Source organism: Glaciecola sp. 33A, assembly GCF_002836745.1.
In the GTDB taxonomy this organism is placed as follows: Bacteria; Pseudomonadota; Gammaproteobacteria; order Enterobacterales; family Alteromonadaceae; genus Glaciecola.
This window is the reverse complement of sequence record NZ_PJAR01000042.1, coordinates 170423-189616: the sequence shown is the minus strand read 5'-3', so window position 1 is coordinate 189616 and position 19194 is coordinate 170423. Positions and strand designations below refer to the sequence as shown.

Genomic DNA, 19194 nt, shown 5'->3' with positions numbered 1-19194 from the left:
ATTAACAGAGTTTTATGAACTTTTTGTGTCAGTTAAAAATTATACTTCACTGACAAACTCAATTTGCGGCCCTTGGTTTCAGAACGCAATAACACGTTTTCAAATTCTAGCTTCTTGGATTCGCCAAATATGTTTTGAATTTTGAATGTCATGGTGGTGTTGAAGTTTGGATAAAACTTATAAACCGTATCTAAGGAATGAAACGGTTGCTCATAACTATCATCAAAACCGTCGATACCTGATATCAAAATACGTTCACCAAACACGTTGTAAACGACAGAAAGAGAATGTTCTCCATTGTCAGAGTCGAAGCCACCTTGTAAATTCATTACATATTGCGAGTGACCTGTTAGGCGACGTTTTAAGTTAGTTACTGCAGCTGATACGCCAGTTTGTTCAACAATGCTCTGACGATCCAGTAGAATTTCCGAATCACTCAGGGTTAGATTGCCTGACACAAATATATTGTCCCAAACACCTTTACCAATGAAATCTAAGCCTTGCAAGAATTCAACTTCGACACCATACAACTCACCTGTTTCGGCGTTAGCAATACGAATTAAAGGCGGGCCATCTTGCGCTGGCGATTGCACCGACTCAATCGGCGCATCCATGTCTTTATAGAACAAGCCGACTGACAAGTTGTTGCCAGCTTCGCGGTACCATTCCCAGCGCAAATCATAGTTAATGATTGACGTGGTGTTAATACCCGGTGTACCCGCAATTGGAAATTCAGTTAGCGGGTCAATAAACGTCGAAGATGACACTTCGCGTAAATCAGGACGAACCACTGTTTGACCAATGCTTGCTCTAAACTGCATGCTTTCATCTTTAATGTAGGTCATCGCCAAAGCAGGATAAAAGTCATCCTCTTGAAAGGCTAACTGAGAACGGTCAGCTTCATCCGGTAAATCGAATTGATTGGTTCTTGGATCGAACGGAGCAACAACTTGACGAAAATCTTCAAAACGCACGCCACCGCTGAAACGCCATTTATTCTTAAAGAATAAATCACCTTCAATATAATAAGCATCAACTTTCTGACCCGCAGCATAGTCATCTCCAGCAATTGTGGTGTCTCGAATAATAGCAGGGCCAGCACCGAAAAAATTAGTTTCATCCGCTAGAACTTGATCGCTGAAGATACTAAAAAAAGAGTCTCCAACCAATAATTCTGATTCAGTAAATGCACGCGTATTGATATCGAAACGACGATTTTCAGCTGTCCGTGTTTTGCTTAGGAAATCAGCCCCGAATTTAAATTCCATTTCCCAGTTGCCTATAGAATAAGGCAATGAGACGTTGTAACCCGCATTTTCCAATCTATCGTGTAAGGTTTGAAATGAATATCGTGCAGCGGTAGTTGAGTTATTCAATGCAATTTCGTTGCTTGCATCAAATAAACCATCGATGTTTTCGTCGCTAATGACAAAACGTGACTCGAAGTTTCCGGGCGCATTTCGCACTGAACGCCCTAAACTGTATTTCCAGTCAACACCCGCAAAATTGAATTGAGGAAAAGTATGCATACCGCGAAGTTGGTTAGTAAACATTTTACGTTCTTCATATTCAACTTCGACATCACGAATGCGCAGACCTTCGGCTTGGCTTAAGTTTTCAGTATTACCAAATTTTTCGCTGATTTCATCGCGCGTATCATTCAATAAAATCAAGCTGTAATCCACTCTATGATTACGATTGTAATCTATACCTAAGTTGAGCATGTTTGACCATTTAACACTTGTTTCCGTGACCGAAATATCGTCAAAGAAACGCACTAGGTTAATCGAATCTTGCACTCTATCAGCTTGTTGTAGCTCGTATTCTTGTGAAACGTTTGTTTTATTGTCGTAACTACTCGTAAGCAAAAAACCATACCGCCACTTATCATCGATATCAAAACTGTTACCTAATGAAAAGCTGAAGCCCATATCTGGACCAATACTTTTTAAGAATGGGTCGTAGTCACGGTTAACATCGCGCAACAAGGAGAGCGCAACGTCTTGATCTAGTGAATCTAGGAACTGTTTATTTTGCCAGCGAGAGCCGATGGATGAAGGGGCGCCACGAGTGCCATCATCACGACCCTGCCAATCTTTATCTCCGCCCCGATAAGCTAGCGCGTCGCCTGAGTTTTCGGTGTTATAACCCAGACTACCGGACACGTTAAATATAAACTGAGTCGGGATCGTTTTTAAACGAATATTAACATTACCACCACCAAACGAAGCGGGCATAGAGGGCGAAAACGACTTCTGTACGGACAGGCTTTCAATGATATCAGCTGGAAATAAATCCAACGGAATAACGTTTCTGGTTGGATCCGGGCTAGGTACAGCGGCACCGTTCAATTGCGTACTTGAATATCGTTCACCTAAACCACGAACATAGATGAACTTGCCATCAACCAAGGTCAAACCAGTTACACGACGAAGCGCAGATGCCGCATCACTGTCACCTGTTCTTGAAATTTGTTCAGAACCCAAGATATCTGCCACAAAAGCTTGGTTTTTACGTTCCTCCAAAACAGCGGTTGCTGTTCCTTTTAATCTTGTTCCGGTGGCAACAACTTCTTCAATTGCCTCTTCTTCATCTGATTGCTGAGCCATTGCAGATTGCACAAAAATTGGCTGAGTTATCGCAAGCGAAGCCATTACGGCAAGTGTCACTTGTTTGATCGAAAACCTGCTTGTAGACTGGTTCATTTTAACCTCATTAGCTGCTAATTTTTTACAATACCTAAAATTAAGCAACATCTAAAACTGACTCTTTGAAACGCGAGTGCGCTACCCTTCAGTAACGCACTCGTATCAATTTACTATCGAGCTAAACACTCTCAAACTGTTGGAGTAGTTATAAACCTACTGTCCAGTTTGCGGTCCAGTCATTGTTTGCATCTTTAACCGCGCCGATGAAATCGACCGGCACAAAGAAGCTATCTAATGTTGTTACGTCCGTAGGAGCTGTTGCATCAATTGTAAAGATCCCGTTTAGTACAGCTTCCTGGTCCGCTGCTATTGAGTTACCAGCTTGACCTATGAACCAAGCTTGTTGGTCGAAGGTACCAGAATTATTAATATTTTCAGCACAAGCGAGTACCGAAGACTGAAATACTAACTGGGTAGCACTGGTTCCGTCCATGTTTTCTTCTAGAGTAATGTCACCATCTGATAAATCAGATTCGAAACATTCGCCCATTCCAGCAGGACCCGTTACCACAAAGTTATATAATTGTGCGTTAGTTTGGTCTCGCAACAAAACACCTTCAGAAGTACCATTAGTGGTGTTAAAGGTATTACCAATAATCGTCATGTTAGCAACTGTTGGGTTAGAAAAAGCAGTGCCTTCACCACCATCACCGTCACCTTCAATACCACGGTTCGCATCTGAGTTGTCATCTGCGTGTTTCACCAGTACAAATTGCATTTTACCTTTGTAGCCGTTGTCCCAATCAACTGAATCATCTTGAATACCAGTTAGAACTAGATACTTAGCATTAACCGCACCACCAAAGAACTCGACACCATCATCTGCGTTTTTGTGGACTTGAAGATACTCAACAACCATACCTGAACCGACTGCACCAAAAGTTATACCGTTTAATTCGTTATCAGGAGCAACTTCAAAACCACCATGCATAACTCGGACGTAGCGCAAGGTTCCTGAATTATCAGCATCATTATCGCCTCCAAATACGGCGCCTTCTTGCACGCCTTCCACTTGCAACGAACAAGTTGTGCCGTCTTGTGGACATTTGGTAGAATTACCGTTACCCAAAATAACCATACCGCCCCACTGACCAGCGGTACCATTTGCTAGACCAGCAGTTAGGCCATTAGCAACATGCTGACTGGATGTAAATGTAATTGGTGACGTTGCTGTGCCGTTCGCTTCAATTTTGGAACCACGGCTAACCACTAAATAATCCGCTCCTGAGCTTCCGTAAACAACCACACCAGGGTCGACTATTAATGTAGCACTGTCAGTATTATCGCCACCAATGAACACCGCTTCAGATAATGCATAATGATTACCCGCCGTTAAACGCAGGTTAGTCGTAATACGACCAGACAACTGGCATGTGTTGGTGGTGCCATCCACTGCTGGAATAGTGGTTGTTCCTGCTGGACAACCTGACGCTGATGTAACCACACCGACTTCACCACCACCAAAACCAAATGCCCAACCTTGACGCCAATCATTAGCGCCAATTGCGCCAACAAATGCATTAGTATCAAAATAGGTGTCTAAGCTTGCTGGATTGCCACCCGAGGTGCGTAGTGAGCTTTCCGAGGTTAAGGTACCGTCGCTATTAATACCAACGTTAGCACGGTCAGCAAAAGCAATGATGCTATTTCCTTGTTGCTCTGTACCGAACCAGTTATTTAAGTCAACATCGGGTGCAGTAAAGTTAAATGCTTCCGCACAAGCGATAACTGAATTAGTGATAGTGATGTCACCGTCGGCCAAGTTACCTTGAACTGTTGCGTCATTATCCATTTCTAAACACTCACCCATGCCCGCTGGACCAGTAATTAGCATGTTAATGATATTTGCACCGGTTTGGTCACGAAGTAAAACACCCTCGGAAGCAGTATTTGTATTATCAAAGTCATTACCAATAATCGTAACATTGGCAATTTTTGGGAGTGAGAACGGGGTGCCGTCACCGCCATCGCCGTCACCTTCAATACCACGGTTAGCATCAGAGCCGTCACTTGCATGTTCAATATAGACATACTGTAGTTTGCCGTTGTAGCCATTGTCCCAGTCAACTGAGTCGTCTTGAATTGAAGTTAATACAAGATGCTTAGCGTTCACCGAACCGCCGAAGAATTCGACACCGTCATCCGCGTTTGCATGAACTTGTAAATAATCAATTTCTGTACCCGAACCAACACCACCAAAAGTAATACCGTTTAATTCATTATCAGGTGCAATTTCGAAACCTGCGTATTTAACGACAACATAGTTGAGTATACCCGAATTGTCAGCATCGTTTACACCACCAAATACTGCGCCTGTTTCAGCGCCTTCTACTTGCAGTGAACAATCAGTTCCGTCAATTGGACATTTGGTTGTTGGTGCATTACCAAGGATGATCATACCGCCCCATTGGCCAGCTTGAACTTCGTTACCGATAACGTCATTGTATGAAGTGAAAATAATTGGAGAAGCCGCGGTACCTAGCGCTTCAACTTTTGAATCTCGACTGATAACCAAATAATCGGCGCCAGCGCTACCAAAAATGATAGTGCCTGGTTCGATTTCAAGGGTGACGCTGTTTGCTTTATCATTACCAACGAAGACCGCTCCAGTTAATGCCCAGACAGTGTCGTTAGTGAGTCTAATAACACCGTTAACAGCATCTGCATCAGTAAGGCGACCAACAAGTTCTCTAACTTCAATGGATTGACCTAACGCGGTCGATACTTGAGCACTTAATGCTGTATCTACTGAACCTGGTTTTGTATCATCAGGAGTAGGAGTAGGAGTAACCGGAGTACCGCTGTTGCTGTTGTCATTGTTTACAACACTATTATCAACTATATCGCCTTCAGAAATATTAATATCTCCGCCACATGCGCCAAGTGCCAAAGTAGCTGCAATTGCAGAAACCCTAAATAGTCCGTTCAAGTTCATTTTGCTCTCCAAAGATTCAAAAATAAGAAATTACTACTAAAATTTTTAAGGGAGATTACTTGATGTAAATGACAGTTATGTTACACAGCGGTATTGTCACAAAAGTTTAATACAAGAGGGTGTGTTTGAGTTTGAGATTGTGTTTGAGATTGTGTTCGATGTTTTTCTGGCAGGCGTTATGGAATTGTTTGACTCGTATTACCCTAATTATCGTAAAATAGAGACTAATTGCTTGTCCCTGAGTTCATTACTAATTGAATAGTAGCCATTTTTATCCACCATATCCTGTCCTTCATCAGACAAAATAAAAGTCAAAAATGCACGTTCCAAAACCGGCAATTGCTGATCAGGTGGCTTATTAACCACAATATATAAGTAGCGAGAGAATGGATATTTACCCGAGGTTATATTGTCAGTATTAGGTTCTATATAATCATTTTCACCATCGATTTCGGTGCTAATAGAAAGTGCTTTAACATTTTCGTCAAACTGCCCAAGCGCTGCATAGCCAAGACCGCCAACAGAAGATGCAATCGATAAGACGACTGATGATGACCCCGGTAATTCATTAACTGTGGCCTTAAAATCACCTTCGCACAAGGCTTGTTTCTTAAATAGGTCATAGGTTCCTGACGCAGAATTACGGCCATATAATAGTACTTCTCGATTTTCACCGAACTTATTCACACCAATATCAGTCCAAGTGTCTATCTTCTTAGATGAACCGCAGAATCTAGTTACCGAAAAAAGCGCATCCACTTCCTGTAGCGTGAGCGATTGCAACGGATTATTTTTTTCAACATAAATAGCAATCGCATCCACGGCAACAATAAGCGTTGTTGGTGGGTAGCCATATTTTTGCGTAAAGCGACTGATTTCGGTTGCTGTCAGCGCCCGCGACATTGGGCCTATTGTCGCAGTACCTTGCGTTAACGCTTGCGGCGCTGTTGCTGAGCCGGATGCTTGAATTTGAAATTTAACATGCGGGTAAACGGTTTTAAATTGCTCAGACCATAGTGAAATTAAGGTGGCTAAAGTATCCGAACCTACCGAAGATATGCTGCCATAAACGCCGGCTAAACTCTCTTTTTTGGTCAAGGAGGCCAAGTCTACGGGAGTGGTATCTGGCAATTCTATACTGTGTTCTTTGTTGGTTAATGTGTCTATTTGAGATGAGTTTGTTACTGCAGGTTGAACTGGTGATCTCTGTTCTTGCTCCTGCGCATTTAGGTGTAACGGGAAAAATACTAATAGTCCGATAAACAGACACATCATCCAATAGACAAAAGAGCACAAAAAACGCTTCCCGTCATTTAAGCTGAAATTAATTTTTTCAGAAATGGCTTGTTTAAATAGTACGCTGCTCACGAATCCAAACTATTTTCATAAATAAGTTCTGGAGGCAGTATAAATGAAAATTCACTGCCCTTACCAACTTTACTCTCAATATTTAAAAAAGAATTGTGATGATTCAGTACGTGCTTAACAATGGATAACCCCAAACCTGAACCGCCGGTTTTTCGCGAACGCGCTTTGTCCACTCGATAAAAGCGCTCTGTTAGCCGACGTAAATGTTTGTCTTCAATACCATCGCCATTGTCGACCACAGCAAAGCAGGCCGCGTTACCCCGTTTTTTCCATATGACTTTTATATTGCCACCCGGTGGCGTGTAATAAATGGCGTTAAAGATGAGGTTTGAACAAGCGCTGCGCATTTCAGTTTCAACACCAAATATGCGCAACTCGTTATCCACCTTAAACGAAATATTATGTTGCTTTTCGTTGTTCAAGGTTTTAGCTTCTGTTTCAACTTGCCTCAACATTGCTGTCATGTCGATAGTGTTTTCATATATACGCTCTGCCGATGCTTCAATTCGCGACAAAATAAGCAAGTCTTCAATAAGAGCCTGCATGCGCTTAGTTTGCGTTCCCATTTCCGTCATTGCTTTATTCACGAAAGGATTTTGTTCGTCACCGTCGCCAGTAAGTACTTCAAGATAGCCGTTGATAACCGTCAGTGGGGTGCGCAGTTCATGCGATACATTGGCCACAAAGTCTTTGCGCATTTCTTCTAATTGAGACACACGAGAAACGTCTCGAACTATCAGTAAGAGTTGGTCTTCACCATACGCCATTATCCGATACTCAAAGGTTTTATTGGGATTGGTCGGAGCCGGAATTTCAATTGGATATTGATATTCACCGGAATGAAAATAGTCGATAAATTTAGGGTGGCGGATAAGGTTGTCAATTCTGCGTCCAGAATCGTCAGGCCATTTTAATCCCATTTCAATCCTTGCATGACGATTACACCACACAATTTTGGCTTCTTTATCTACTACAACGACAGCATCTGGAAGTGCTTCAGATCCCTCGCGAAAGCGCTTGACCAATTGACCTAGGTTACGGCGTTTATTCCTATTACGGCGTTGCAAATAATAAATGCCTTCATACACATGTTCCCAAACACCGGGGGCTGATGGTGGCGACATTTTACGACTTTCCCACAACCACTTAGTTAACTGGTATAAGTGCAGGTAGTTGAAAATAATGAGAGACACGGTTGCGATCAAGAGCACTAAAGTGACATTTTCTAAGTAAATGCCAAGTAAGACAATTAAGGCTATATAAATAAATAGCCTTAATATGCTTTTGGTCCATGAGCGCGGGTAATACATTACATTTAAATCTTATTTGAGAAGCGATATCCTGCGCCACGGACAGTTTGGATCATGGCATCGTGACCATGTTGTGATAAGGCCTTACGAAGACGGCGAATATGCACATCAACCGTGCGATCTTCTACGTAAACGTTAGTACCCCATACATTATCTAGTAACAACTCGCGACTGTAAACGCGTTCCGGATGGCTCATGAAGAAATGCAATAACTTAAATTCGGTTGGCCCCATATCCAAAGGATCATCATTGGCCGTAACTCGATGCGAAATAGGTTCCAATATCAAACCATTAAACTGGATTGGCTCTTCTTTTGAAGTGGGTGTCACTCGACGCATAACAGCCTTGATACGAGCGACTAGCTCTTTTGGCGAAAAAGGCTTGGTGACATAATCATCAGCACCCGCTTCTAAACCTCTGATTTTATCGTCCTCTTCGCCTCGAGCAGTCAACATAATCACAGGAATTTCACGCGTAAATTCGTGCTGTTTTAGCTTTTTTGCCAATTGAACACCACTGCCACCCGGCAACATCCAGTCAAGGAGTATCAGATCAGGATACGGTTCTTTTACTTTTTCTAATGCAATATCGAAGTCTTCGGCTTCAACAACATTAAAACCAGCTTGTTCTAAAACGAAAGTAAGCATTTCCCTGATGGGCGCTTCATCTTCAACTAACAAAATTGTGCGAGACATGGATTTAACTCGTGACATAATTAATTGACAGCCATTATTAAAGTATTCTGTGACAGTTTTATTAAATAACTAAAAGAATTAACAAAATAACCAAATTATTCTAATAATAATTAAAAAAAGGTCTAATAGACACCATATTTTAGCGTTTAGTTGCGCCAACACCAAAATTTATGACATCTGATATTACCCCACCACAAGAAAAAGCAAGAAAAAGGACACACCTGTTTGCAAGAAAAAGGACACACCTGTTTGAACTCATATAGGTGTGTCCTTTTTCAGGGTCCTTTTTCAGAGTCCTTTTTCAGAGTCTTGCGGAAATTGCTTTTGACCATCGGCGTCCAGATTGGTAGAGTGCGACCACTTTTTTAATCGGTAATTATTAGAATAACTATGTGGTTCAAAAATCTTAAATTATATCAACTAACAAACTCCTTAGAACTCAACGAAGAGCAACTTCAAACTCAGTTAGAAAGCATGTCTTTTCGTCCTTGCGGTTCTCAAGATATTGCTACTATGGGGTGGACATCACCGTTTAGAAATAGCGACATGTTGTTTCAAAAAACCGCTAATCGTTATTGGTTAGTACTCAAAAAACAAGAACGCATACTACCGGCGTCAGTTATTAACAATGAATTAGCTGAAAAAGTGGCACAAATTGAGGCCGAAACAGGTTCACCAGTTCCGAAAAAATCTCAACAAGATTTAAAACAAGAAATTGTTCACCGTTTACTTCCTCAAGCATTCACTAAAAACAGTGTGACCCACGGGTTTATTTCACCAGAGAATAACCTTGTTGTCGTCGATGCCAGCTCTGATGGCGCAGCTGAAGCTTTTCTCTCTTGCGTTAGAAAGTGTATCGGCTCTCTTCCCGTTGTGCCTTTTGCAAAAAGCAGCAAACAAGAAATCCTAAGCTCCTGGGTTCTTCAAGACGCCCCTGATCAAATCGAAATACTTGATGAAGCTGAGTTTAAGTCACCGTCAGAAGATGGCGCCGTAATTAGGTGTAAATCACAAAACCTAGATGCGGCTGAAATACTAGCGCATTTACAGTCCGGTATGTTGGTTCAAAAATTGAGCGTTGCTTGGCAAGACCGACTCACCTGCATCATCGGCGAAGATCTATCTATAAAGCGCTTGAAGTTTACTGATGTCGTAAAAGAACAAAACGAAGATATTCCTAAAGATGAACTCAATGTGAAGTTGGATGCTGACTTTACACTAATGTCCTCTGAAGTGATCGAATTTGCTGGAGCTCTTCGCAAAATATTTGAAGTCGATTCGGAATAATAAGGGTATAAGGCTGATCGTTAAGTCAGCCTTATAATGTAATTTTATTACACTTTTATTTCAGTTCACTACAACTGCACCAATGAGTGCACAAAGAGAGTATCAGACCTCACCAAAATAGCGCAATAGCACTAAATACGTGCAGGCAGAAGCATTCGAATCTTTTGTTTATAGTGTTAAAATTGGGTAATTAATAAGCATCATCTGTTAAAAATTAGTAATTTAATTACATAATAACGTTAAATAATGTATAAATTTCAATTATTTTGTAATTTTATTACAAAATAACTAGATCTCTGTATGTAATTCAGTATTATTTATCTGGCAACAATGTTGTTGCACAATATTATTACTGGGATACTCATATGAAAACTTCATTCACCTTAATCGCTATTGCGACAATTACATTTAGTGCTTCTGTTTTAGCAACGAATGTTCAACTCCGTCCAGCAGACAATACATTTGAAACTAAAGTGTGCTATTCCGCAGCAACTGAAGGCTTAAAAGCGGCTTACGAACTAGTGCGCAAGAGCACTGAAAACTTTGACCGTTTCACTGCTATTTTAAGTTGCAACGGCAAGTCACTAGTTCGCACAGCAAGAACATTTAAACAAACAGACCAAGAACAAGCACAAACAGCAAGAAAAATTAGATTTATTACTGATGAATCGCTTGAATCACAAATTTGTTTAGATGCAGTGCTTATCGGCGTTGACGTTGCTTTAGAGAAGCATGACATGCAAAGATTCAATATCATTTGCAACAATCAAGATATCAAAACGTTTGCTAAGAAATTTGAAGGGAAAACAGTCTCTCTGTAGAGCAGAAATTCGGAACAGGATAGTTCCCAGCAAATCCTGACATGGTGAGAGCTTGAGAAAGGCAGCTTTTTCTATCTCTCGCCATCCAGTGACACTCGAGTAATTAAGCTCAATACAAACAAGAAAACTCCATATTCATCCCCCCCCTCAAACTGACCAACAATTCTGCATGTTTATGCAAGACTCGACCCAGTAAAAGCGTTTACGCAAAGATAGCTTTTGCATTATCTCTGATTTCAGTAAACTCAGGAGACTGATAAATCTCAACATCAGTAAAAATACCTTTCTCTTGTGCTAACGTCAGGATTTCATCACCGTTGTCTGCTTGATTTGATAATGCCGCGCCTATACGAACAAAATCAATATAGTCTATGCTTGATTCAGTGAACTCTAAGTTTCTCCAATGCTCTGCGCACTGAATAAAAACCTCATTGAATTGCCACTCACGCATAATACTACCACCAATGCGACCGGACAGTTTCTGGATCGCTACATCCAGGAAAGTTGGATTGGCAAAAACACTGTCATGACGTTCGGCTTCAGTCAATACCGGCAATGCACCGATATTAGCTACCAGTGCAGAAAGTGTCATCGTATCTAAACTCAGGTTTTTTTTACCTGTCGCAGCTTGATAAGTCAACATAGCAGCCATCGCGTTTGCTACAATATCAACAGTGTCATTCCACATTTTTGTCATGTATTTTTTAACAGTTTCATTTTTCGAAACAAACAGTTGTTCCATAGCTAAAGCGGTAGCAATGTTCTTTACTTGATTTAGACCAATCCGCGTTACCGCTTGTGTGGTAGACGTTACTTTAACGGCACGACCCAAATACGCGCTATTGGAAATTTTAATCATCCGAGCGCTCAACGACGGGTCAAGACCCACTACGTCAGCCATGCCATTCAAATTGATATTGGGATCATCAGCCGATCTTCTTACTTTCAATGCGATTGCAGGAAGGGTTGGTAACACCAAAGTATCGTTGTTAATTTTTTCGACTAAAATAGTTAACAGTGCATTTTGAGTTGACATGTAAATAAAACCTTATATTTTGATAGCTTGCTTAACTAACGTTAGCAAAACTTTAATGACATTTTACCGTTGATTTGACTGTATCACTATGCAACTGGACATTGTGACTTGTCGCTTCAAACTGATGGATTAGTTTACCCTTTTAATCGTTCTTGATAAGGTGGCCATCCCAATGCTTTCCCTGCTAAAACGTGCAAATGGATATGATAAACCGTTTGTCCGCCATCTTGATTACAATTCATTACTGTTCTAAATCCCTGCTCTGCGACACCTAAGTCTTTTGCGACATTTGCCGCAACGCGATGCATGTAGCCTATGAGTGCTTCATCTTCAGCAACAATATCATTGGTAGTGGCTATCGCTTTTTTCGGGATGACTAAGAAGTGCACTGGCGCTTGCGGACTAATGTCCTTAAAAGCGATGACCCTGTCATCTTCAAACAATATATCGGCCGGGATCTCTTTATTAATAATTTTTGTAAATATCGTATCATTCATACTAACAGCCCTTTTGGTAAACGATTGACTAATTTGCGTATATAAATTAACCCAAAACTATGTATAACAATACGAAACCTAATACCAATCTATAAATAACGAATGGCAACATTCCGATTCTAGAAATCCAATTTAAAAACAAGAATATACATAAATAAGCAGCAACAAAAGAGAAAGCGACACCATACAACAACTCATTCCAGTTGACTTTAGAGGCACTCTCTAACAAGCCCAATACCGAAAACAAACCGGCACCTAAAATGATCGGTATGGAAAGTAAAAAAGAAAATTTTGCCGTACTTTCTCGGTCCAGTCCAAGCATGAGTCCAGCAGTCATCGTGATACCTGAACGAGACGTGCCTGGAATAATTGCAACCGCTTGAGCCAAGCCAATAATAACCGCTTCTTTCAAACCAATATTTTCAATTTTTTTTGTTTGTTTTGCGGTCGCATCTGCGTACCAAAGTAACAAACCAAATACGATAGTCGTGATTGCGATGACGATAGCAACGCGTAGATTTTCGGCAATAAAGTCTTTCATTAGGTAACCAAAGATAACCCCTGGGATGGTAGAAACAATTATCCACCAAGCTAACTTACTTTCTGTTGTTTGCTGGCGACTAAAACCAGTCGAAAACCACGCAACGGTTAACCTTGCTATATCACTTCTTAAATAAATCATAACTGCAAGTAAGCTACCCACATGCACAGCAACGTCAAACGCCAACCCTTGCTGGCGCCAACCGAGGATTTCGGCGGGTAAAATAAGATGAGCGGAACTAGAAATTGGTAAAAATTCAGTTAAACCCTGAATGATTGCAAGAATAATTATTTCAAAGAAGGTCATTTTCGGGTATTACTCCACTCGTAGTCAGCGACCCACAAGTTTTGTTTTTGCTTGTCGTACTGTTGCCATAAGGTTTGATAAGTTTTTTTCACTACAGGGTGAACGTGCGATGGTACTAAGTCAGCTAACGGCCTCAATACAAAAGCATTGTAGAGAATTTCATCACGAGGCAAAACAATCGGCTTATGGATGACGCGCTCATCAAAGATCAATAGATCAAGATCGAGGGTTCGCAGTGCAAATTTTTGCGTGCCTCGAATTCGACCATTTTCATCTTCAATTTTTTTTAGTGTTTCACACACTCGTTTGACGCTGGCATCAGTTTGAGCCGATACAACTAAATTAAAAAACGTATCACCTTTAAAACCAACAGATTCACTTTCATAAACTGGCGACAGTTGCACATTGTCAAAAGCCTCAGCAATGCCATTAAGTCCCGCATTGGTATTCGCCGTTTTATCGATATTGGAACCGACACTGATAAGTATAAAGTGGGACACTAAGGGCGCTCTCGGGTCATACTAATAGCGACATTTACCGCTTCTTTTAGAATATCAGGCTTGTTAACAGTGAGCGTGACTTTTTGCGGGTTAAATTCGACAAATATCGTATCTAGCATTTCTTTTGCCAATGCTTCGAGTAAAAAGTACGACGACTCATCAGCGAGTTCAGCTAAGCGCTGAGCAACCTTGCCATAGTCGATCGTATTTTTGACATCATCAGTGCTGGCGGCCAACTCTAGGTCAGTGACCATATCAACATCCAGTATTAACCTTTGTTTTGCGTGCCTTTCGAACTCAAAAACACCAATAAGTGCGTGGACGGTTAAGCCCTGTATTTTAACTAAATCCATGACAATAACTTAATCGGCTAGCGATTTTTTTCACCTTCTAGTAATCTATAATTTAGTGTAACCGCAATACAGGGACCAAGTATATGATTTCATTCACACTGATGATGATTTTTGCCGCATATATGTTAGGTTCTGTGTCCAGTGCGATCTTGGTTTGCTATTTGTTCGGTAAAGGCGACCCACGAACACAGGGCTCAGGAAATCCAGGAGCAACCAATGTTTTGCGGATTGCAGGGCCTTTCGCTGCCGTTATGGTTCTAGTCTTTGACATATTAAAAGGCACCGTGAGTGTTTATGCGGCGTTTCTGTTAGGTGTTGATGCCATATCGATTGGTGTTATTGCTATCGCCGCTTGTCTAGGCCACATGTACCCTATATTTTTTAAATTCAAAGGCGGTAAAGGCGTAGCAACTGCCTTAGGATGTTTAATTTCATTGGGCTTTAATTTAGCTGGTCTATTGCTGGGAACATGGCTATTAGTCGCGGTACTTACCGGCTATTCATCACTTGCTGCTATCGTTACCGTGACGCTTGCTCCTATTTACACGCTACTTTTCAAGCCTGACTATATATATCCAGTTATCATGCTGTCGGCCCTTATAATTTGGCAGCATAGAGATAATATTAGACGCCTACTGGGTGGTAAAGAGAGTAAAATATGGAAAAAAGGCAACGTTAATGAATAATGTATGCGGTGACATTGTATACACACGAAAAGCAAGTCATTAATTCACTTAAGATAGCACTCTTATTTCATTAGTTATTTTAGCTCAGTAATTTAAGCGAAAGCGTCTTGTGCTCCGCCTCAAGGCTACTATATAGCTTGCAGAGAATCCAAAGGCCATCTTGGCATCGCTTTCGTATCCAAGCCTTCAGACTCACCTGCTAATAAACGTTGCGCTCCTGCATACGCGATCATGGCGCCATTATCTGTGCAATATTCAAAAGCTGGATAATACACTTCAATCCCTTTACGGCGGTTCAGGTCTTGTAAAGTGGCTCTAAGCTGTTTGTTCGCGCTAACACCGCCAGCAATCACTAAACGTTTTTGATTGGTTTGTTTTAATGCGCGCTGACATTTGATCAATAACGTATCCACCACCGCGTCTTGGAATGCATAAGCAATGTTGGCTTTTGTTTGGTCGGCGCCATCACAAGCCCGAATTGTATTTGCTGCGAATGTTTTTAATCCACTAAAGCTCATGTCTAAACCAGGACGGTCAGTCATGGGTCTAGGGAATTTGTAGTGACCGGCTTGGCCTTTTTCCGCTAATTTTGCCAGTAAAGGACCACCAGGATAATCGAGGCCAAGGAGCTTTGCTGTTTTATCGAATGCTTCTCCCGCAGCGTCATCTAATGATTCACCTAGAACAGTGTATCGACCAATCCCTTGAACATCGACAATCATGCTGTGGCCGCCAGATACCAATAAGGCAATAAAGGGAAATGGTGGCGGATTATCATCCAACATTGGGGCCAGTAAGTGCCCTTCCATATGATGAACACCAATCGCTGGCACGCCCCAAGCATAGGCTAGACTACGACCCACTGAAGACCCTACAAGCAATGCCCCTACTAAGCCCGGCCCACGCGTGAAGGCAACGCCGTCGAGGTCTTCCGAACTGAGTCCAGCGTTGGCAATCGTGCGCTTAATTAGAGGCACAATTTTTCGAACATGATCACGCGACGCTAGTTCGGGCACAACACCCCCGTAATCCGCGTGCAATTTAACTTGGCTGTAGAGTTCGTGAGATAACAAGCCATTATCAGTGTCATAAATAGCCACTCCCGTTTCGTCACAGGATGTTTCGATGCCTAGAATTTTCATGTAAATACTCAGTAAAAAATAATCCTTTAAAAGACGTTTTGAAAAACGCTTTTAAAATACATGTTTGAAATAGCTTTGTAATGGTTTCAGTTACTTACGAAGTAACAATCAAAAAAGCGCTAAAATAGCCGATGATCACAGTGCAATCGGTGATTTGCTAGTATATACTGCGCATCGCCGTCGGAAAACCAAGTAACGCAAATATTTTTCTGCTAAATCTCTTTACAAGCAATTGTAAAAGTTTTAGTATTCCGCACCATTTTTAAGCCCGGGTAATAAAACATACCTGGTAGATAAAACATCTTAAGGTGATGAATTAATGCCAATCGTGAAAGTAAGAGATAACGAACCGTTTGATATCGCGCTAAGACGCTTCAAACGTTCATGTGAGAAAGCGGGTGTACTATCTGAAGTTCGCCGTCGCGAATTTTTTGAAAAGCCAACTTGGGAACGCAAGCGCAAAAAAGCTGCTGCTAAAAAGCGTCACATGAAGAAGTTAGCTCGCGAGAACGCACGTCGAGTCAGATTGTACTAACTTGTAGAGCAGAACTTAACTGGTCTCGAACCATTTAAATTCAAAACGGGCGTCTTTATGACGTCCGTTTTTGTTTCTGCCAACCGGAAATATATCAGGGGAATATAACGATGACTTTATTAGAAACATTAAAAGAAGCTCAAAAAGATGCAATGCGCGCTAAAGACAAATTGACGCTAAAAACATTGAGAATGGCTCTTGCTGCAGTAAAACAACGCGAAGTGGATGAGCGTATCGAGTTAAATGATACCGATGTTCTGGCTATATTGACCAAAATGGTTAAGCAGCGAAATGAATCTATTACGCCATTCAGGGCTGCGGGCCGACTAGACCTCGTAGACATTGAAGAAGCAGAGATCGTCGTTATAACAAAATACCTGCCACAGCCGCTAACTGCCGACGAAATCAATGCATTAATTGATGATGCAATGGCCGCCACTGGTGCTGCGTCAATGCAGGATATGGGTAAAGTAATGGGCTGGTTAAAACCGAAAGTAACTGGTCGCGCTGATATGGGTGCATTGAGCGGTAGTATTAAAGCTAAATTAGCTTAGATATATGGCTGGCCGTATTCCCCGCGACTTCATTGATGATCTTATTGCTCGAAGTGACATTGTCGACATTATTGATGCGCGGGTAAAACTCAAGAAAGCAGGTAAAAATCATCAAGCCTGTTGCCCTTTTCATAATGAAAAGAGCCCTTCGTTTTCTGTGAGCCAGGAAAAGCAGTTCTATTACTGTTTCGGTTGTGGCGCAAAAGGCAATGTCGTTAGCTTCTTAATGGAGTTCGACCGCTTAGAGTTTCCAGAAGCAATAGAAGAACTTGCAAAAACCTATGGTGTCGATGTTCCGCGAGAAAAGGGGGGAGCACCAGCGCCAACTGCCCAGCAAAAAAGTCAACGTGAAAATGACTATCAATTAATGGAGTCGGTTACTCGATATTTTCAGCACCAGTTAAAACACCATTCTCAGGCGCCTGAAGTCATCCAATATTTGAAAGGTCGAGGACTGAGTGGCGATATTGTCAAAGCATGGGACATAGGCTTTGCGCCACCAGAGTGGGATTCGGTATTAAAAACATTTGGTACTGATGAGCATAAGAAATCGCGTCTACTTGAGCTAAAGCTGATTTCAGAAAATGACAATAAACGTCGCTTTGATTTTTTCCGCAACCGCGTTATGTTTCCAATTAGAGATAAGCGAGGCCGTGTTGTTGGATTTGGCGGGCGCGTAATGCAAGCCGATGGCCCTAAATACCTAAATAGCCCTGAAACACCTATTTTTCACAAAGGCTTTGAGCTTTTCGGTTTGTATCAAGCGCGTCAGAATAATCGAAAACTTGACCGCTTATTAGTGGTTGAAGGATACATGGATGTGGTGGCATTGAGTCAATTTGACATCCATTATGCTGTTGCCGCATTGGGCACCGCAACTACGCCTGAACACATTCAAGCCATGTTCAAATCGACGGCTGAAATTGTTTGTTGTTATGACGGTGACAGAGCAGGTCGCGAGGCAGCATGGCGCGCACTTGAAAACGCCCTGCCATTTTTAAAAGACGGCGTGGGTATGAAGTTCTTATTTCTGCCCGATGGTGAAGACCCCGATACAATGGTTAGAAAAATAGGCAAAGAGGCGTTCGAAGATTTGTTAAGTAAGGCTGTACCATTATCAAAATTCTTTTTTGATAATTTATTGCAACGACATTCTGTTGGTTCTAATGAGGGTAAATCTGCGCTAAAAGCAGAAGCAATGCCTTTGATAGAGAAAATTCAAGGTGAGAATCAGCGCGAATTATTAATGTTTGATCTTAGTAAATTATTTGGTGAAGAAGCTAAAGAAACATTAGCTCGAGACATTAAGTATGCCAATAGTCGCAAAGCACCAAGAAAGATTGATTACCAAGCTCCTCAAAGAATTAAGCAATCACCGCTTCGTATGATGCTCAGATTACTGATGGATTCACCAAGCCTGGCCTCAGAGTGCCCGAATGTGAAACTAACGCCACTTAAAAATACAGCAATCTCGGGGATACCTTTACTAATTGATTTGCATTCTTATTGTTATAAAAACCCGAAAGCAAATACAGGTATGGTGCTCGAAGCGTTTCGTGAGCACCCGCATATCAGGCACCTTGCTCAGCTATTAGAGAGTGATGTTGTGGCTTTAGACACGAACGTAAAAATACTCTATAAGGATTGCTTTAAAAATTTAATTAAATGGCACTTTAGAGCACGCATTGATGAATTAAACGCAAAAACAAAATTTTCAGAATTAACCGAACAAGAACAACAAGAGTTAAATTTGTTGATGAAAAAGTTGCATTGATAGTGCCAATGTGAGGCTATTTTTAGTCCACTATAAATAGTCAGCCTGTTTTGTTTGAAATAGCCGATATAGTAAACAAGTGCATAAATAATATATCTGAAATTAGTGGGTTTGAAGCTTTTTACGTTCCAAAATATAATCAAGCA

Annotated in this window: 17 protein-coding genes; 6 read left to right on the top strand and 11 right to left on the bottom strand. The window is 41.4% G+C overall.

The window, feature by feature from the left end; genetic code table 11:
* Nucleotides 1-32 precede the first annotated feature (32 nt).
* The 5 genes from CXF81_RS13520 to phoB form a co-directional block, all read right to left on the bottom strand.
* Nucleotides 33-2705 (bottom strand): TonB-dependent receptor domain-containing protein, encoded by a 2673-nt coding sequence (locus CXF81_RS13520; protein ID WP_101182040.1) that lies wholly within the window; start codon nt 2703-2705, stop codon nt 33-35.
* 148 nt (nt 2706-2853) lie between these two features.
* Nucleotides 2854-5643 carry a hypothetical protein gene (locus CXF81_RS13515; RefSeq protein ID WP_101181872.1) on the bottom strand — a complete coding sequence of 930 codons (2790 nt, stop codon included), beginning with the start codon at nt 5641-5643 and terminating at the stop codon, nt 2854-2856.
* A 207-nt stretch (nt 5644-5850) separates the two neighbouring features.
* A complete protein-coding gene (locus CXF81_RS13510; protein ID WP_101181871.1) occupies nt 5851-7011 on the bottom strand; it encodes a PstS family phosphate ABC transporter substrate-binding protein in 1161 nt (386 codons plus the stop codon).
* Nucleotides 7008-8321, bottom strand: a complete 1314-nt coding sequence (phoR, locus tag CXF81_RS13505) for a phosphate regulon sensor histidine kinase PhoR (protein WP_101181870.1) — start codon at nt 8319-8321, stop codon at nt 7008-7010. The genes CXF81_RS13510 and phoR overlap by 4 nt, the downstream gene beginning before the upstream one ends.
* 5 nt (nt 8322-8326) lie before the next feature.
* Complete coding sequence (gene phoB / locus CXF81_RS13500; protein ID WP_101181869.1) at nt 8327-9016, bottom strand: phosphate regulon transcriptional regulator PhoB; 690 nt, start codon at nt 9014-9016, stop codon at nt 8327-8329.
* A 390-nt stretch (nt 9017-9406) separates the two neighbouring features.
* Between phoB and rdgC the strand changes: the two genes are divergently transcribed.
* Both rdgC and CXF81_RS13490 read left to right on the top strand, forming a co-directional pair.
* Nucleotides 9407-10303, top strand: coding sequence for a recombination-associated protein RdgC (gene rdgC / locus CXF81_RS13495; RefSeq protein WP_101181868.1), 897 nt, complete (start codon nt 9407-9409; stop codon nt 10301-10303).
* Nucleotides 10304-10668: 365 nt separating this feature from the next.
* Nucleotides 10669-11124, top strand: coding sequence for an ABC transporter ATP-binding protein (locus CXF81_RS13490; protein ID WP_101181867.1), 456 nt, complete (start codon nt 10669-10671; stop codon nt 11122-11124).
* Nucleotides 11125-11326: 202 nt separating this feature from the next.
* Here the strand turns inward: CXF81_RS13490 and CXF81_RS13485 are convergent, their stop codons facing one another.
* The 5 genes from CXF81_RS13485 to folB form a co-directional block, all read right to left on the bottom strand.
* On the bottom strand, nt 11327-12160 hold the full coding sequence (locus tag CXF81_RS13485) for an HDOD domain-containing protein (protein ID WP_101181866.1): 834 nt from the start codon (nt 12158-12160) through the stop codon (nt 11327-11329).
* 134 nt (nt 12161-12294) lie between these two features.
* Nucleotides 12295-12657: a histidine triad nucleotide-binding protein gene (locus CXF81_RS13480; RefSeq protein WP_101181865.1), complete on the bottom strand. Its 363-nt coding sequence runs from the start codon at nt 12655-12657 to the stop codon at nt 12295-12297.
* Between the two features lie 46 nt (nt 12658-12703).
* Nucleotides 12704-13504 carry an undecaprenyl-diphosphate phosphatase gene (locus CXF81_RS13475; RefSeq protein ID WP_101181864.1) on the bottom strand — a complete coding sequence of 267 codons (801 nt, stop codon included), beginning with the start codon at nt 13502-13504 and terminating at the stop codon, nt 12704-12706.
* Nucleotides 13501-14004, bottom strand: a complete 504-nt coding sequence (folK, locus tag CXF81_RS13470; RefSeq protein ID WP_101181863.1) for a 2-amino-4-hydroxy-6-hydroxymethyldihydropteridine diphosphokinase — start codon at nt 14002-14004, stop codon at nt 13501-13503. Before folK ends, CXF81_RS13475 begins: the two co-directional genes overlap by 4 nt.
* The gene (gene folB, locus CXF81_RS13465; RefSeq protein WP_101181862.1) at nt 14004-14357 is read right to left on the bottom strand and encodes a dihydroneopterin aldolase; all 354 of its coding nucleotides are present in this window, start codon (nt 14355-14357) and stop codon (nt 14004-14006) included. Before folB ends, folK begins: the two co-directional genes overlap by 1 nt.
* 83 nt (nt 14358-14440) lie before the next feature.
* Between folB and plsY the strand changes: the two genes are divergently transcribed.
* On the top strand, nt 14441-15043 hold the full coding sequence (gene plsY / locus CXF81_RS13460) for a glycerol-3-phosphate 1-O-acyltransferase PlsY (RefSeq protein WP_101181861.1): 603 nt from the start codon (nt 14441-14443) through the stop codon (nt 15041-15043).
* 128 nt (nt 15044-15171) lie between these two features.
* Here the strand turns inward: plsY and tsaD are convergent, their stop codons facing one another.
* Nucleotides 15172-16185 carry a tRNA (adenosine(37)-N6)-threonylcarbamoyltransferase complex transferase subunit TsaD gene (gene tsaD / locus CXF81_RS13455; protein WP_101181860.1) on the bottom strand — a complete coding sequence of 338 codons (1014 nt, stop codon included), beginning with the start codon at nt 16183-16185 and terminating at the stop codon, nt 15172-15174.
* Between the two features lie 319 nt (nt 16186-16504).
* Here tsaD and rpsU point away from each other — a divergent pair, with 319 nt between their 5' ends.
* The 3 genes from rpsU (at nt 16505) to dnaG (ending at nt 19048) form a co-directional block, all read left to right on the top strand.
* Complete coding sequence (gene rpsU / locus CXF81_RS13450) at nt 16505-16720, top strand: 30S ribosomal protein S21 (RefSeq protein WP_006013751.1); 216 nt, start codon at nt 16505-16507, stop codon at nt 16718-16720.
* A gap of 110 nt (nt 16721-16830) precedes the next feature.
* Entirely contained in the window at nt 16831-17274 is a 444-nt protein-coding gene (locus tag CXF81_RS13445; protein WP_101181859.1) for a GatB/YqeY domain-containing protein, read from the top strand.
* 4 nt (nt 17275-17278) lie between these two features.
* On the top strand, nt 17279-19048 hold the full coding sequence (gene dnaG / locus CXF81_RS13440; RefSeq protein ID WP_101181858.1) for a DNA primase: 1770 nt from the start codon (nt 17279-17281) through the stop codon (nt 19046-19048).
* Nucleotides 19049-19194 lie beyond the last annotated feature (146 nt).